Source organism: Allohahella sp. A8, from assembly GCF_047946665.1.
Taxonomy (GTDB): Bacteria; Pseudomonadota; Gammaproteobacteria; order Pseudomonadales; family Oleiphilaceae; genus Allohahella.
Map to the genome: position 1 here is coordinate 3,457,881 of NZ_CP172312.1, position 14,615 is coordinate 3,472,495.

At 56.0% G+C, this 14,615-nt stretch carries 13 protein-coding genes; 8 read left to right on the top strand and 5 right to left on the bottom strand.

The window, feature by feature from the left end; translation table 11 throughout:
* On the top strand, window positions 1-1,257 hold the full coding sequence (locus ACH3PB_RS15475; protein WP_416396311.1) for a heme biosynthesis HemY N-terminal domain-containing protein: 1,257 nt from the start codon (window positions 1-3) through the stop codon (window positions 1,255-1,257).
* On the opposite strand, the gene ACH3PB_RS15480 is transcribed toward ACH3PB_RS15475, so the two are convergent.
* From ACH3PB_RS15480 to trxA, 4 genes are all read right to left on the bottom strand, one after another.
* On the bottom strand, window positions 1,254-1,985 hold the full coding sequence (locus tag ACH3PB_RS15480; RefSeq protein ID WP_416396313.1) for a CDP-6-deoxy-delta-3,4-glucoseen reductase: 732 nt from the start codon (window positions 1,983-1,985) through the stop codon (window positions 1,254-1,256). The genes ACH3PB_RS15475 and ACH3PB_RS15480 overlap by 4 nt on opposite strands.
* A complete protein-coding gene (ubiD, locus tag ACH3PB_RS15485) occupies window positions 1,982-3,484 on the bottom strand; it encodes a 4-hydroxy-3-polyprenylbenzoate decarboxylase (RefSeq protein WP_416399475.1) in 1,503 nt (500 codons plus the stop codon). Before ubiD ends, ACH3PB_RS15480 begins: the two co-directional genes overlap by 4 nt.
* Before the next feature lie 38 nt (window positions 3,485-3,522).
* Entirely contained in the window at window positions 3,523-4,791 is a 1,269-nt protein-coding gene (rho, locus tag ACH3PB_RS15490) for a transcription termination factor Rho (RefSeq protein WP_416396315.1), read from the bottom strand.
* A gap of 316 nt (window positions 4,792-5,107) precedes the next feature.
* On the bottom strand, window positions 5,108-5,434 hold the full coding sequence (trxA, locus tag ACH3PB_RS15495; RefSeq protein WP_344805626.1) for a thioredoxin TrxA: 327 nt from the start codon (window positions 5,432-5,434) through the stop codon (window positions 5,108-5,110).
* Window positions 5,435-5,678: 244 nt separating this feature from the next.
* Between trxA and ACH3PB_RS15500 the strand changes: the two genes are divergently transcribed.
* On the top strand, window positions 5,679-7,256 hold the full coding sequence (locus tag ACH3PB_RS15500; protein WP_416396316.1) for an exopolyphosphatase: 1,578 nt from the start codon (window positions 5,679-5,681) through the stop codon (window positions 7,254-7,256).
* Here the strand turns inward: ACH3PB_RS15500 and ACH3PB_RS15505 are convergent.
* Window positions 7,190-9,154: an ATP-binding cassette domain-containing protein gene (locus ACH3PB_RS15505; protein WP_416396318.1), complete on the bottom strand. Its 1,965-nt coding sequence runs from the start codon at window positions 9,152-9,154 to the stop codon at window positions 7,190-7,192. The two genes, ACH3PB_RS15500 and ACH3PB_RS15505, sit on opposite strands and share 67 nt — an antisense overlap.
* Before the next feature lie 56 nt (window positions 9,155-9,210).
* Between ACH3PB_RS15505 and ACH3PB_RS15510 the strand changes: the two genes are divergently transcribed.
* The 6 genes from ACH3PB_RS15510 to ACH3PB_RS15535 all read left to right on the top strand — a co-directional run bounded on the left by ACH3PB_RS15510 (window position 9,211) and on the right by ACH3PB_RS15535 (window position 14,596).
* Entirely contained in the window at window positions 9,211-9,810 is a 600-nt protein-coding gene (locus ACH3PB_RS15510; protein ID WP_416396320.1) for a TIGR02444 family protein, read from the top strand.
* 14 nt (window positions 9,811-9,824) lie between these two features.
* Complete coding sequence (locus tag ACH3PB_RS15515) at window positions 9,825-10,331, top strand: DUF4124 domain-containing protein (protein ID WP_416396322.1); 507 nt, start codon at window positions 9,825-9,827, stop codon at window positions 10,329-10,331.
* A gap of 141 nt (window positions 10,332-10,472) precedes the next feature.
* The gene (locus ACH3PB_RS15520; RefSeq protein ID WP_416396324.1) at window positions 10,473-11,321 is read left to right on the top strand and encodes an FKBP-type peptidyl-prolyl cis-trans isomerase; all 849 of its coding nucleotides are present in this window, start codon (window positions 10,473-10,475) and stop codon (window positions 11,319-11,321) included.
* Window positions 11,322-11,534: 213 nt separating this feature from the next.
* Window positions 11,535-12,503 carry a hypothetical protein gene (locus tag ACH3PB_RS15525; RefSeq protein ID WP_416396326.1) on the top strand — a complete coding sequence of 323 codons (969 nt, stop codon included), beginning with the start codon at window positions 11,535-11,537 and terminating at the stop codon, window positions 12,501-12,503.
* Window positions 12,504-12,524: 21 nt separating this feature from the next.
* Window positions 12,525-13,373, top strand: coding sequence for an HAD-IIB family hydrolase (locus tag ACH3PB_RS15530; RefSeq protein WP_416396327.1), 849 nt, complete (start codon window positions 12,525-12,527; stop codon window positions 13,371-13,373).
* Between the two features lie 8 nt (window positions 13,374-13,381).
* A complete protein-coding gene (locus ACH3PB_RS15535; RefSeq protein WP_416396328.1) occupies window positions 13,382-14,596 on the top strand; it encodes a glycosyl transferase in 1,215 nt (404 codons plus the stop codon).
* The last annotated feature ends 19 nt before the right edge of the window (window positions 14,597-14,615 follow it).

Below are 14,615 nucleotides of genomic sequence, written 5' to 3' on the forward strand. Positions count from 1 at the left end.
ATGAGCAGGTTACTCATATACATACTGCTGGCGATCGCAGTCGGCCTCGGCCTTGGCTATCTCGTGCAGCTCGACCCCGGTTATATCCGCATCTCCTGGATGAGCTATCTCGTGGAGACTACGGTCTGGATCGCGCTGATTCTGATCGTCCTGACGATACTGCTGGTTCAGCTGGTGTTGAAAACGCTGTTTGCATTGCTGGCGACACGAGAAGGGTTCCGTTCCTGGCGTGAAGGCTATGCCGATTCACGCGCACACAAACGGACCCAGCGCGGTCTCCTCGACTTTGCTGAGGGTCGCTGGGATAGAGCAGAGCGTCGTCTGGTGAATTCGGCGGACAAGTCCGAAGCGCCGATGATGAGCTACCTCACGGCTGCACAGGCTGCCAGTGAACAGGGTGATATCGCCCGCAGTAATCAGCTGCTGAATCAGGCCAAGGCCGTTATGCCCAACAGCGACTTTGCAGTAGAGCTGACGAAGGCGCAGATGTATGTCGCAAGGGACCAGTTCGAAGAGGCAAAGGCGCTGCTGCTCCAGCTTAACAGCCGTCGGTCAGGCCACTCAGCTGTGCTGAGACTGCTCCGTCAGTGCATGCTGGAGACCGGCGATTGGGCAGGACTGGTCAAACTTCTGCCAGAGATCGAAAAGTACTGCAAGCTTACTGAGGATCAGATGAACGGTCTGCGTCAGTCTGCCTGGTTCAACTGGCTCGACAGCAAGGCGAGTACAGCGGGTATCTCGGTAGACAACTCAGCCCATGGCAGTACCGGCACTGATGTGCTCGACGGCGTATGGAACTCACTGCCGCAACAGTATGCGCAGCATCCTGTGTTCATCCGCAGCTACGTCAGTGGCCTCATGCGGGCGGGTTCTCTTGGCCAGGCTGTCACGGTACTTCGCAAGGCGCTCACACGGAACTGGAATGGTGATCTTGGGCTGCTATACGTCAAGGCAGCTTCAGCCAGTGGCGATGCTGAACAGGCCTATGCGGATCTTTCACAGTGGCGTGCGGGCAGGGATGAAGATCCGGATCTGCTGTTGGCCTTGGGCATTGCAGCTGAACGCTCCGGAAATCTGGATGAAGCCCGAGCCTGCCTGGAAAAGAGTCTCCAGTCGCGCGAGAGCAGCGACACCTACGGCGCATTGGGAAGAGTGGCCAACAGGCAGGGCGATTTCGAAGCCGGCAGTCATATGCTGGAGCTTGCGCTACAGCATGATCAACTGGAGAAGCGTATGGTCTCCAGGGTCGGTCACTAACGCGCCCTGGGCGCGTATTCCAGAACGTCTGAATAGAAGCGGTCTTCCGGCAGACCCAGTGGTTGCAGTGCATCAAGTGCACTGTACACCATCGTCGGAGAGCCGCTTGCAAATACCATCGTCGACTTCCAGTCGTGACGACCTTCGATTGCAGCACGGATCAGCTCGGCGTGATGCCCCTGCCACTCGTTATCCACGTTGTCTGCAGTTACGGCAACAAAACGCAGCTTGCCCTGTCTCATCCAGTCTTCAGCAATTGAGCGGGCATACATATCGCTCGCTGTCCGGACGCCCCAGTACAGCGAAAGATTCCGCCTGAAACCCGATTGCTGCAGAAACTCGATAATCGACTTCATCTGCGCAAAACCAGTACCCGCCGCGATAAGAACGATATCAAGATCTGGAGCATGGTCCAGACAGCTTTTGCCTAACGGTAGCGCTACCTGAAGCGCTTCACCGCTCTTCAGCTGAGCCTTGAGATACCTGAGGATGGCGGTGGAATTCTCGAGCGCCTCAGGGGCCTCGATATGCAATTCAATTATTGGTGCCTGAGGTGCGCTGGCGATGGAAAAGAAGCCATCGGCCACACCTGGCACCAGCAGCTGCAGGTACTGGCCCGCTGCAAACAATGGCTGCTTGACGCCGACCATGTCCGGGTCGAGTTCGATGCGATAATTATCACCGCTCAATCGCTCGATGCTGTTTACCTTGCACTCAATAGTCTTCAATCCACTCTCCCAAGCCCTAAGGAATCCCACAGCTCGTCAACGCGCTGTTTCACTGCCGGTGTCATCGACAATGGTCTCCCCCACTCCCGCGAGGTTTCACCCGGCCACTTACCGGTCGCGTCGAAACCCATCTTTGAGCCCAATCCACTCACTGGCGAAGCAAAATCGAGATAATCGATAGGGGTATTTTCGATGGACACTGTATCGCGTACCGGATCCATTCTGGTGGTCATCGCCCAGATAACATCATTCCAGTCTCGGGCATTGACGTCGTCGTCCACGACGATGACAAACTTGGTATACATGAATTGTCGTAGAAAAGACCAAACGCCCATCATCACGCGCTTGGCATGCCCGGGGTACTGCTTCTTCATACTGACTACGGCCAGCCGATAGCTACAGCCCTCGGGCGGCAGATAAAAATCCACGATTTCCGGGAACTGCTTCTGCAGCAACGGCACGAATACTTCATTCAACGCCACGCCGAGCACAGCGGGCTCATCAGGCGGCCGACCGGTGTAGGTACTGTGATAAATAGGGTCACGACGCTGTGTAATCCGCTCCACCGTGAAGACCGGAAAGCGCTCCTGCTCGTTGTAATACCCCGTATGGTCCCCAAAAGGACCTTCCATTGCAGTCTCGCCAGGATAGATGAAACCTTCGAGTATGATCTCGGCGCTAGCTGGCACCTGAAGATCACTACCGATGCACTGGGTCAACTCGGTTCTCGAGCCGCGTAGCAAGCCAGCAAAGGCGTACTCGGACAGCGAATCTGGAACCGGCGTCACTGCGCCAAGAATCGTAGCAGGATCAGCACCCAGTGCGACGGCGATAGGAAAAGGTTTATCCGGGTAAGCCTTCTGCCAGGCCTGATAATCGAGCGCACCGCCACGGTGCGAAAGCCAACGCATGATGACCTTGTTCCGGCCGATAACCTGCTGTCGATAGATACCCAGGTTCTGGCGCGGCTTCTCAGGATCAGGTCCCCGTGTAATGACGAGCGGCCAGGTAATCAATGGACCGGCATCGTCAGGCCAACAAGTCTGTATCGGATAGTCCGCCAGATTAACCGCATCGCCTTCGATGACCACTGCCTGACAGGGCGCGCCACTCACTACCTTGGGGCTCATCTTCATGACCTGGCGCAGCACTGGCAGCTTGCTCCAGGCATCGCGGAGCCCCTTGGGGGGCTCAGGTTCTTTCAGAAACGCGAGGAGTCGACCGATGTCGCGGAGACTATGCACCGACTCCGCACCCATGCCGAGCGCGACTCTTTCGGGCGTGCCAAACAGGTTGGCCAGCACAGGCATCCTGAAGCCGGTTGGGTTCTCGAACAGCAGCGCGGGGCCCTTGGCTCGAAGTACCCTGTCGCTGATCTCTGTCATTTCGAGAACAGGACTGACAGGGGTCTTGATGCGAATCAGATCGCCGCGCTTTTCGAGAAGCGCAATAAAGTCACGAAGATCCGAGTACTTATGGGCTCGATCCGGGAGCTCGATCACAGCGCTATCCTTGTCCTGTTGGCTTTACGGAAGATCTATTTCCGCTGCTTTTTCATGGACTGGAAGAAGTCGTCGTTGGTCTTGGTGTCTTTCAGCTTGTCGATAAGGAACTCAACCGCTGCACCATCGTCATCCATGCTGTGCAGTAATTTGCGCAGAATCCAGACTCGCGACAGTTCGTCTTCAGACATCAGCAACTCTTCACGACGCGTACCTGAGCGGCGAATGTTGATAGCCGGGAAGGTTCTACGCTCAGCGATCTTGCGATCCATATGAACTTCGAGGTTACCCGTGCCCTTGAACTCTTCGTAAATGACTTCGTCCATCTTCGAACCTGTATCGACCAGCGCGGTAGCGATGATGGTCAGGCTGCCGCCTTCCTCGATGTTACGAGCCGCACCGAAGAAGCGCTTGGGCCGCTCGAGGGCATGGGCATCGACACCACCAGTCAGCACCTTGCCGGAGCTGGGTACGATAGTGTTGTAGGCGCGGGCAAGACGGGTAATCGAGTCGAGCAGAATAATGACGTCTTTCTTGTGCTCGACGAGACGCTTGGCTTTCTCGATGACCATTTCGGCCACCTGCACGTGACGGGCCGGGGGCTCGTCGAACGTACTGGCGATGACTTCACCCCGCACCGTACGCTGCATCTCGGTGACTTCTTCAGGCCGCTCATCGATGAGCAGAACCATGAGATGACACTCAGGATTGTTGCGCGTGATCGACTGTGCAATGTTCTGCATCAGCAGGGTCTTACCAGCCTTTGGCGGCGATACGATCAGGCCGCGCTGGCCCTTGCCGATTGGCGCAACCAGATCAAGGATTCGTGCCGAGATGTCTTCGGTACTGCCGTTACCAGCTTCGAGCCGGAGGCGTTCCTGAGGAAAGAGGGGTGTAAGGTTTTCGAAGAGGACTTTGTTCTTGGAGTTTTCAGGCTTGTCGAAGTTGATTTCGCTAACCTTGAGCAGCGCAAAATAGCGCTCGCCGTCCTTTGGTGGCCGGATTTTGCCGGACACCGTGTCACCGGTTCGAAGCGTAAAACGTCGTATCTGGCTGGGCGAAACATAAATGTCGTCTGGTCCTGCCAGATACGAACTGTCTGCCGAGCGAAGAAACCCGAAGCCATCCTGAAGTATTTCGAGGACACCATCTCCCGAAATGTCTTCACCACCCTTCGCGTGTTTTTTGAGAATGCCGAATATGACGTCCTGCTTGCGAGATCGGGATAGATTGTCGATAGACATATCCTGGGCGATCTGGAGGAGTTCAGGTACGGATTTGGTCTTGAGTTCGGTTAGATTCATGATGTAGGCGTGTCTTGTAGTGTAGTGATAGTGGGTTCTTCAGGGTGTGTGTAAGGATGTTCTCGGGGGGCTGCGAAGCCTGCAGTACTCAACGTCAAAGCTTTGGAACGTTGGTGCACTTCAAAGGTCATGAGACCGGCCGGCGAACATGGTGCCGGAAGATACAGGCTTGAAGCGTATGGAAAGCTCAATGCAGCGGAGGGTCCCGCTGCAGCATTCAGGACTTATATTTAGTAGATTTAATGTCTGCTGGCAACAAAAACCTGAAATTATTTTGCCGACTATAAACTACCTTAATACTTTGAGGGAAGCTGATTTACAGGTTGCTATCGAGAAACGCGGTCAGCTGCGACTTCGAAAGCGCGCCTACCTTGGTAGCGTCCACGTTGCCATTCTTGAACAGCATCAGCGTCGGAATACCCCGAATGCTGAACTTCGGTGGCGTCTGTTCATTTTCGTCGATATTCAGTTTGCACACCTTGAGCTTGTCGCCATATTCGTCAGCAATTTCTTCGAGGACTGGCGCGATCATCTTGCAGGGGCCACACCACTCCGCCCAGTAATCGACGAGTACAGGGCCGTCAGCCTGCAGTACTTCGGATTCGAACGTGTCGTCAGTAACACTGATAATCTGCTTGGACATAAAGGTTTCCTTCCTGATTCGGGTGCGTATTAGATGCTACGTAGCAAGGGCAGAATTTCAATATATGGACTTTACGAACAAATACAAGTCCCGGACTGATCCTCGACAGCAAGAGCCCCTTGCATTCACGCTTCAGACAGGGGTAAAACTGAGCTATTCTTGCCGGGCGCTGGACATCGCGCGCATCCGGAACCTGACCGAAGCCAAGCGGACACACCTAACGACCATGCCTCAAGCATCCAGCGTGAAAACCGCGTACAGCGCAGCCGAACCCATCAACATTGCCTCGATAGACATGGGCTCCAACAGCTTTCACATGGTCATTGCCCAGCTGGTCCATAACGAAATCCGTCCCATCGAAAAAATTGGTGAAAAGGTACAGCTTGGCGCCGGTCTCGATGACAAGCTGATGCTGGACGAAGCCTCACAGCAACGTGGGCTCGAATGTCTGCAGCGCTTTGCGCAGCGTTTGCAGGGCATCCCCCCATCCCGGATTCAGGTTGTTGGCACCAATGCGCTCAGAATCGCGCGCAATGCGCAGGATTTCGTCGTCAAGGCCGAAGCCATACTCAATAGCCCGATTGCCATCATCAGCGGCCGTGAGGAGGCACGACTCATCTATCTGGGTGTCGCGCATTCGCTGTCTGACGATGCGGGTCGGCGACTGGTCATCGATATCGGTGGCGGCAGTACCGAGTATGTGATCGGCGATCGCTTCGAGCCGATCGAGCTCGAGAGCATGCACATGGGCTGCGTTGGCTATCGGGACCGCTTCTTCACCAACAAGGCCAATGAGGTCACCGCTACGCCGGAGCAGTTCAAGGCTGCAATCACCGAGGCCTCACGCGAGTTGCTCGCTATCAAGAAGCGCTTCAAGAAGGTTGGCTGGCAGCACTGCACCGGATCTTCCGGCTCTATCAAGGCCATCCAGCAGGCGCTGCAGGAGAACAAGCTCTCACCGCATGCCATTACGTTGCCAACCATGCTGGAGCTGCAGAAACAGTTGATGGACGGTGGCGACAAGCCAAAATCCTATTCGGCTACACTCGACCGACTTAATATTCGCAAGGATCGCCAGACCATTTTTGCAGCAGGCCTGGCGATATTGATCGCCGCCTTTCAGACCCTGAAAATACAGGAAATGGAGTTCTCTGATGGCGCGCTGCGCGAGGGCCTGCTGTACGATGCGCTCGGCAGAACACAGCATGAAGATGTACGGGAGCGTACCATCTCGAGCCTGCAGGCCCGCTATCAGATTGAGAGTTCACATGCCGCAGCGGTTGAAGCGACGGCCTGCCGCATGTTCGATCAGCTCATGGCAGCGAAGGCCACAGACGAAGCGCTGGCCGGGTACTGGCGCGATATTCTGCAGTGGTCGGCACGGGTGCATGAAATCGGCCTGGCCATTTCGCACACCCAGTACCACCGCCATGGCGCTTACCTTCTCGAGCACAGCGATCTTCAGGGATTCTCCCAGCGGGTGCAGCACCTGCTGAGCATCCTGACGAGAACCCATCGACGGAAGCTGTCGGATGACCTCTTCGCCGACCTACTGCCTGATGACCGGCCTTGGGTCATCATGCTGGCTGTCGTTCTGCGCCTGGCCGTGATCATTCACCACGATCGCTCGCTGAATGAACCGGCGGCTCTGGCAATCAACATGAAAGACAATACCTATCACCTGAGTTTTCAGGATGACTGGCTGGCCGAAAGGCCACTGTCCCAGGCCGATTTCTCGGCCGAGATCGCCTACCTTCAGCGTATAAAGGTCGAGCTGATCGTCGAATCGAGTGCTTCGATCGTTTCAAGCAGTTCCAAATAGACTGCCTCACGTTCGTCGAGCTGGGACTTGAGTTTCGCCTGCTCCTGCAGGGTCGCTTCCAGTCGGGCAGCATGCGGTTCAGTGTAGATGACGCTGTCCCCAAGCAGCGCTTCGACTGAGGCCAATGCCGCCTGCGTTTCCGCCATTGTCTGCTCGGCTGTGGCAGCCTTCTTCTTCAGTGAAACCAGCTGCTTTTCCTGTGCTTTCTGCTCCGCCCGATCGGCGGCTTGCTGCTCAGACGACTTCGCGACCTGCTGCACCTTGGTGGCTTTTGCTTCGCCCGCCGGTACCGCTTTACCACCGGTCGCTCGTGCCTTGATTTCAGCCTGCAAGCCACGCTCGTACTCTTCGAGCGAGCCATCGAAATGACGCACCGCACCATCGCGCACCCAGACGAAATCTTCGGCCAGCGCATTGAGGAGATGTCGATCGTGCGATACCAGCACCACGGCGCCGGCAAACTGCTCGACCGCGACCGCAAGCGCCTGACGCATCTCCATATCGAGGTGGTTGGTAGGCTCGTCGAGCAAGAGCAGGTTAGGACGCTGCCAGGCGATGAGCGCCAGCGCGAGCCGCGCCCGTTCGCCACCGGAGAAGTCCGCGACCTTCTGCGTCATCTGGGTGCCGTCGAACGCAAAGCCGCCGAGGAAGTTCCGTAGCGCCTGTTCACGCGCCGTTCCATCGGTTTCTCGTTCGAGCTGCTGCATATGCTGAAGCGGCGTATCGTCGGGGCGGAGATAATCGAGCTGTTGCTGAGCAAAATAACCGATTTTGAGATGAGCACCGGTCGTGCGCTGACCTGCCTGCAATGGCAGCTCGCCAGCCAGCGTTTTAATAAGGGTGGACTTACCCTGACCATTCGCGCCGAGAATACCAAGCCTCAGCCCGGGTAAGATCGTCATATTCACGCCGCTGACTACGGTGACGTCACCATAGCCCAGACTGGCGCGGTCAAGCACGAGCAGGGGCGTCGACACCTTTTCAGAGGCCGGGATCTCGAAATCGAAGGGCGAGTCGACATGAGCCGCGGCTATGAGTTCCATTCGCTGCAGGGCCTTCAACTTACTCTGCGCCTGTGAGGCCTTGGTTGCTTTGGCACCGAAACGTGCAACGAAGCGGTGAATGCTCGCCACCTTGGCCTGCTGCTTTTCGTACAGCGACTGCTGCTGCGCCAGCTGTTCAGCACGCGCCATCTCATAGCGGTCGTAGTCGCCTGAGTAGAGTTGCAGCTGGGCGTTTTCCAGAGCGAGGACTGCGCCGCAGGTCCGATTGATGAAATCACGGTCGTGGCTGATCAGTACAAGCGTACCGGGATAGCGGGTCAGCCAGGCTTCAAGCCAGACCATGGCATCAATGTCGAGGTGGTTGGTGGGCTCATCGAGTAGTAGTAGGTCGGATGGGCACATGAGTGCCTGAGCCAGGTTCAGGCGAATCCGCCAGCCGCCCGAAAAGGCTGACACTGGCCGGTGCATCTCATCGGGCTTGAAACCGAGGCCAGCCAGCAACTGTTCAGCCCGGACCTCAGCTGTGTAACCATCGAGTACGTCGAGATCACCGTAGAGTTTCGCCGCAGTATCGTAGTCTTCCGCCTGTTCGGCCGCCTCCAGCCGGCGCTGTACATCGCGCAGCTTTCTGTCGCCATCGATCACATAATCGAGGGCAGACCGTGAAGTGGATTCGGTTTCTTGCGCCATATGGGCGATGCGGGTCCCGCCCGGCAGCTGATACTCGCCCTGCTCCGGCGTGAGCTCACCCAGCAGCAGAGAAAACAAGGTGGACTTGCCGCTGCCATTGCGACCAACCAGGGCGACCCGCTGGCCGTCCGGAATCTTGAGCGAGGCATCGCGGATGAGATAGCGGCCACCGCGCTGGACTGACAAACTCTGGAACTGCAACATACTTGAACCATGACAGGAACAGGACACGCGCCGAAGCGCACATATAAGAGGCCAGCATGATAGCAGAGCAACTGCAGTCCTATCTAACTCCACTCGCAACTGAGCAACAGGCTGCGGCCGCGTCATTATGGGCCTTTGCGGTCAATAAATATGCTGAACAGCCTATAGCCGAGCTGTGCATGACACTGCAAAATTGTCATGGCTTCGATACGAACTGTCTCCTGTACGCTGGCTGGCTTGCCAGTCGTCACGTTGTGAGACCGAAGTGGCAGCAATGGCAGGACGCCTGCGACAGCAGCAGGTACTGGCAACATACCTTTGTAAGCCCCCTCCGAAATCTGAAGCGAATCATTCCCGCCCGGGCTGCAGGTGAATTATCTGCAATCCGGGCTGATCTCGCCGCACTCGAACTTTCATGTGAGCGGCGCCAACTTGAAGTACTTGTCGCAACGGACGCGCATATGGCGGAAGTAAGCACAACGGTAAGGGGGACAGACCAGAATTGCATCCAGAACTTCGCTCGACAGAACCTGCTGGCCTACATGACCTGCGCCCAAACTGGCGCTCAGAAAGCAATCTCTCTGACAGCCAGTGCAGCGCAAATGCAGGACTATGGACTACAGTTAGCAAGGCACCTTACGAGGCCAGCGAACTAGTTCCGAGTGATGCTATGCTGAAATGGCTCTTCAGACTCCTGACCGTACTTTCAATTGCGACCGCAATTGCCTTGCCGTTCTACTTCGACTCATTCATGTCCGGTGGCAGCAAAAGCAGCTCTGCGCCGGTGCTTTCGGTCACCCCAGAGCGCGCAGGTTCCGCCAACATCACCCGTGTATACAAGTGGCGCGATAGCAGCGGCACCTGGCAGTACAGCGATCACCCCCCTGCAAACGCCAGCGATCTGCAGGTGATGGAGATCGATAGCAATGTCAATATTCTTCAAAGTCCGCGCACAGAGGAAACCGGGCGCGCCTCCAGCGATCGTCCTTCGCAGGCCTTGACTGACGTACCGAACCGACAAACTCCGACGGGTCCAGCGAGTGACACCGGCCTCGCTCTGCCAGGTGCAGGCCTGCCACTATTGCTGGATGGCAGCGCCATTCGCAAGGCGAACGAAGCACGTGAAATCATGGAAGAGCGTCGAAACCAGCTCGACGAATTGATCGAGCGCCAATAACACATCTGGTCAGTCCGCTTCCTTACGCTTCGCATTACCGACTTTTCAGCTGCGCGTGTTGCGTCACTCCACGCGAGACGACACAATGGCCCGTTACAGCGCTTGACGCTAACTCTAAAAAGTAAAAAGGGATCACTGCTAATGACAACACCTTCTTTCAAAGCCCTGCTTGCGGGTTCATGTATCGCGCTCGTTTCACTGACCGCCTGTTCCGGTGAGAATGATTCAGCAGACAAGGCCTCTACCACTGCCACTGCGCCAGCTGAAACCACTTCTACAGCCCCAGCCGATACAGAAACCGCTGGAGGCGGTGAGCTCGCTACCGATATCGACAAGATCAGTTACAGCTTTGGTCAGATGCTCGGTCGCCGCATGAACATGCAGATGCAGGATCTGAACATGGATAAGTTCATGGTCGGCGTACAGGACGCCTACAGTGAGAAGCCGTCCAAGATCAGCGACGAAGAAATGAACCAGCTGATGCAGCAGTATCAAATCGAGCAGCAGGAAAAACAGCAGAAGGAATTTACTGAACTGGCTGATAAGAATCTCGAGAAGGGCAAGAAATTCCTTGAAGAGAACAAGAGCAAGGAAGGCGTCAAAGTTACCGACTCTGGTCTTCAGTACAAGGTAATTGAAGAAGGTGAAGGCGACTCACCTACTGCAGAAGATACCGTAGAAGTGCACTACACCGGCAAATTGATCGATGGTGAAGTGTTCGATAGTTCAGTAGAGCGTGGCGAACCAGCCGTATTCCCACTGGCTGGCGTGATTCCGGGTTGGGTCGAAGGCCTTCAGCTGATGAAGAAGGGCGCGAAGTACCAGCTCTTCATCCCGGCCGACCTGGCGTATGGCCCACAGGGCAATGGTCGGATTGGACCGAACGAAACATTGATTTTCGACGTCGAGCTCCTGAATATCGAAGAAACCCCTGCAGCCGCACAGCAGCCTGAAATGGCGCCTGAGCTGTCTGAAGAAGATGCCGGCTAAAACCCTGGCATAAGCGTTACCCAAGCCGGACCATGCTTCATGGTCCGGCTTTTTATTGTCCGTTAATAGCACTGCCCTACAGACCTGCCCCCCAACCCGATATAGAAACACTTCCACGTGCCGAACATTGTGACGTCAGCTGGTCCTGTTCCTGCATTCATGCCGTACAACTAAATCATCCATCACGCTGAATCTGACAGGACCAGTTCACCAATGACCGAGGATTGGGCAGACAGCAGCGAGCTGTATCCAATACGTGAGCAACTTGAGCAGGCCGTGCACCAGCATCGGCTGCCGCCACAATTTCTTGCCGACTGTCCGCGCATCATCTTGCCCATTGCACGTAAAATTGCGCGATCACATGAAGCAAGAAGCCAGGAGGCCGGCGCACTGATCTGGGGCGTTTGCGGCTCGCAAGGCAGCGGCAAGTCCACAATGGTGCATTTCCTCAGCATCATGCTCGAATCTCTTTGCAAGCTGCGTTGCCTCACGCTGTCGATCGACGACTTCTACCTCAGTAAAGCTGCACGACGCTCTCTGGCCGACGAAGTGCACCCCTTGCTCAAGACACGAGGTGTGCCAGGCACCCATGATGTTGAACGAGGCATAGAACTTTTTCGCGGTCTGAAGCAATCTCGCCCTGGGCAATCGGAACACGCGCCCCTCAGCCTACCGGTATTCGACAAGGCCCGTGATGACGTGGCGGAAGGGGACAGGCCAGGGCCATATTCCCATGAAGTGGATATCGTTCTGTTCGAAGGTTGGTGTGTGGGCACGCCACCGCAGCCAGCATCAGCCCTCGTTGAACCAGTCAACAAACTCGAGGCGCAGGAGGATCCAGATGGTCAATGGCGCCATTTCGTCAACGCAGAGCTTGAAGGTGCTTACGCGGAATGGTTCTCGCTACTGGACCATCTACTCCTGATCAAGGCACCGGGTTTCGATAAGGTTCACCAGTGGCGACTGGAGCAGGAGGACAAACTCAGAGCAAGTTTTACAGATAAGGGCGAAGCGCCGCCATCAGGTCTCATGGATGCCGCCCAGATTCAGCGTTTCATCTCACACTACGAACGGCTGACGCGATGGAACCTTGAAGTTCTGCCGGAAAAGGCGGACATGGTATTAGAATTGAATGAGGATCATTCCATGCGCAGACTCGTCACGCCGAAGTACTCTGCTTAGCCCGCATAAGGATAGACACGCATGACAGAGAACCAGAGCCACCAGCGGCGACTGCTGATTTATACTGATCTCGATGGCACGCTGCTAGACCACGACTCTTACGATACCAGCGCAACCGCCGCTCTTCGGCAAAATCTAAAAGCGCTAGGTGTGCCGGTGGTCTGGAACACCAGCAAAACAGCGGCCGAACTGGAGGCGCTCAGGGTAGCCCTGGACCACACCGATCCATATATCGTTGAGAATGGCGCCGCGCTCTATTTTCCAGATGAGAGCACACAACAACCGAAGCAGACCTTTGGGCCCGGCCATGATCACATCATGAACTGTCTCGAGGGTGTAAAAGGCCGGTTTCGCTTCAAGGGCTTCCACGACATGACCACTGCCGAAGTCGCCGCTGCCACCGGCCTGGCAGAACCGGATGCTGCACTCGCCAAGCAACGGCAGTTCTCCGAACCGCTCACCTGGCAGGACTCACCAGCTGCGATGTCCGACTTCCTGGCCGCCATGGCTGATTGCGGCCTTACCGTGCTGCGCGGAGGGCGCTTCGTGCACATACTCGGCAACTTCAACAAGGCGACGCCGATGCGCTGGCTCAACGATTACTACGCCAATCGATGGAATGCCATTGTAGAGACCATCGCTTTGGGCGACAGTCAGAACGACATCGCTATGCTGCAGGCTGCCGACAGAGCCTATCTGATTCGCTCTCCCGCCCATGTACCACCGCAGATCAATGGGCAAGCGAATATTCGGATCGCAAAAGGCTACGGCCCAAATGGCTGGGCAGAGGCGATTTCTTCCGAGGTCCACACACTGGTGACAAACGACGAGTCACCTGATGAAACGCTTACCACCTCCACGCAAGGCTGAACGGTACCATGTCCGACTTTTACCAGAATGGTGTTATCACCACGCTACACAATCTGCGCACCCGCAGCATCGAAGACCTGGAAAGTGATCTCAGGCGATTCGCGAAAGTGCGGCCGATGGCGCTCGTACTGCCCTGCCTGTATTCCGAACTGGCCACTGAGGCCATGCCTAACATTCTCGAGCACCTCAAGCAGGTCGATTACCTGGAAGAGATCGTGATCGGTCTTGACCGCGCTACCGAAGAACAGTACCGGCATGCACTTGAGTTTTTCTCCGCACTTCCTCAGCGTCATCGGGTGTTGTGGAATGACGGGCCCCGTCTGCAGGCACTCGATGCCGAACTGAAGGCCGAAGGCCTGGCGCCTCGCGAGCCGGGCAAGGGCAGAAACGTCTGGTACTGCCTTGGCTATATTCAGGCTTCGAACCGGAGTCAGGCGATCGCGCTGCACGACTGCGATATCCTCACCTACGACCGCAGTCTGTTGGCAAAGCTCATCTATCCCATCGCAAATCCTGCTTTCAACTACAAGTTCTGCAAAGGCTTCTACGCCAGGACTGCCGACGGAAAAATGAACGGCCGCGTGAGCCGACTGCTGGTTACTCCGCTGCTGAGATCGCTGAAGCAGGTGGTTGGCGCACATGAATATCTGGACTACCTGGCCAGTTACCGATACCCACTTGCTGGTGAGTTTTCATTTCACCGGGATGTAATTACTGATATCAGGATTCCGAGCGACTGGGGCCTGGAGATTGGCATCCTGAGCGAAGTAAAACGAAATTTTGCCACCAACAAGCTCTGCCAGGTCGACATCGCCGATGCCTACGACCATAAGCACCAGGACCTGTCTCCGGAGGATGCTTCGAGAGGTTTGTCGAAAATGTCGATCGACATCTGTAAGGCCATCTTTCGCAAGCTGGCCACGAACGGTATCGTCTTCAGTCCAGAGACCTTCCGCACGGTGAAGGCCACCTATTTCCGTATGGCACTCGACTTCGTGGAGACCTATCGAAACGATGCCGAAATGAACGGCCTGCGGCTCGATGTGCATAAGGAAGAGCAGGCGGTGGAAATGTTCGCTCGCAACATTATGGATGCCGGCTCCCATTTTCTGGCCAACCCGATGGAAGCGCCTTTCATTCACAGCTGGAACCGGGTGACCAGTGCAGTGCCAGATATATTCGAACGTTTCAAAGCTGCCGTCGAAGCTGATATGCAGCGCTGACGCCGACCGAACACTGATA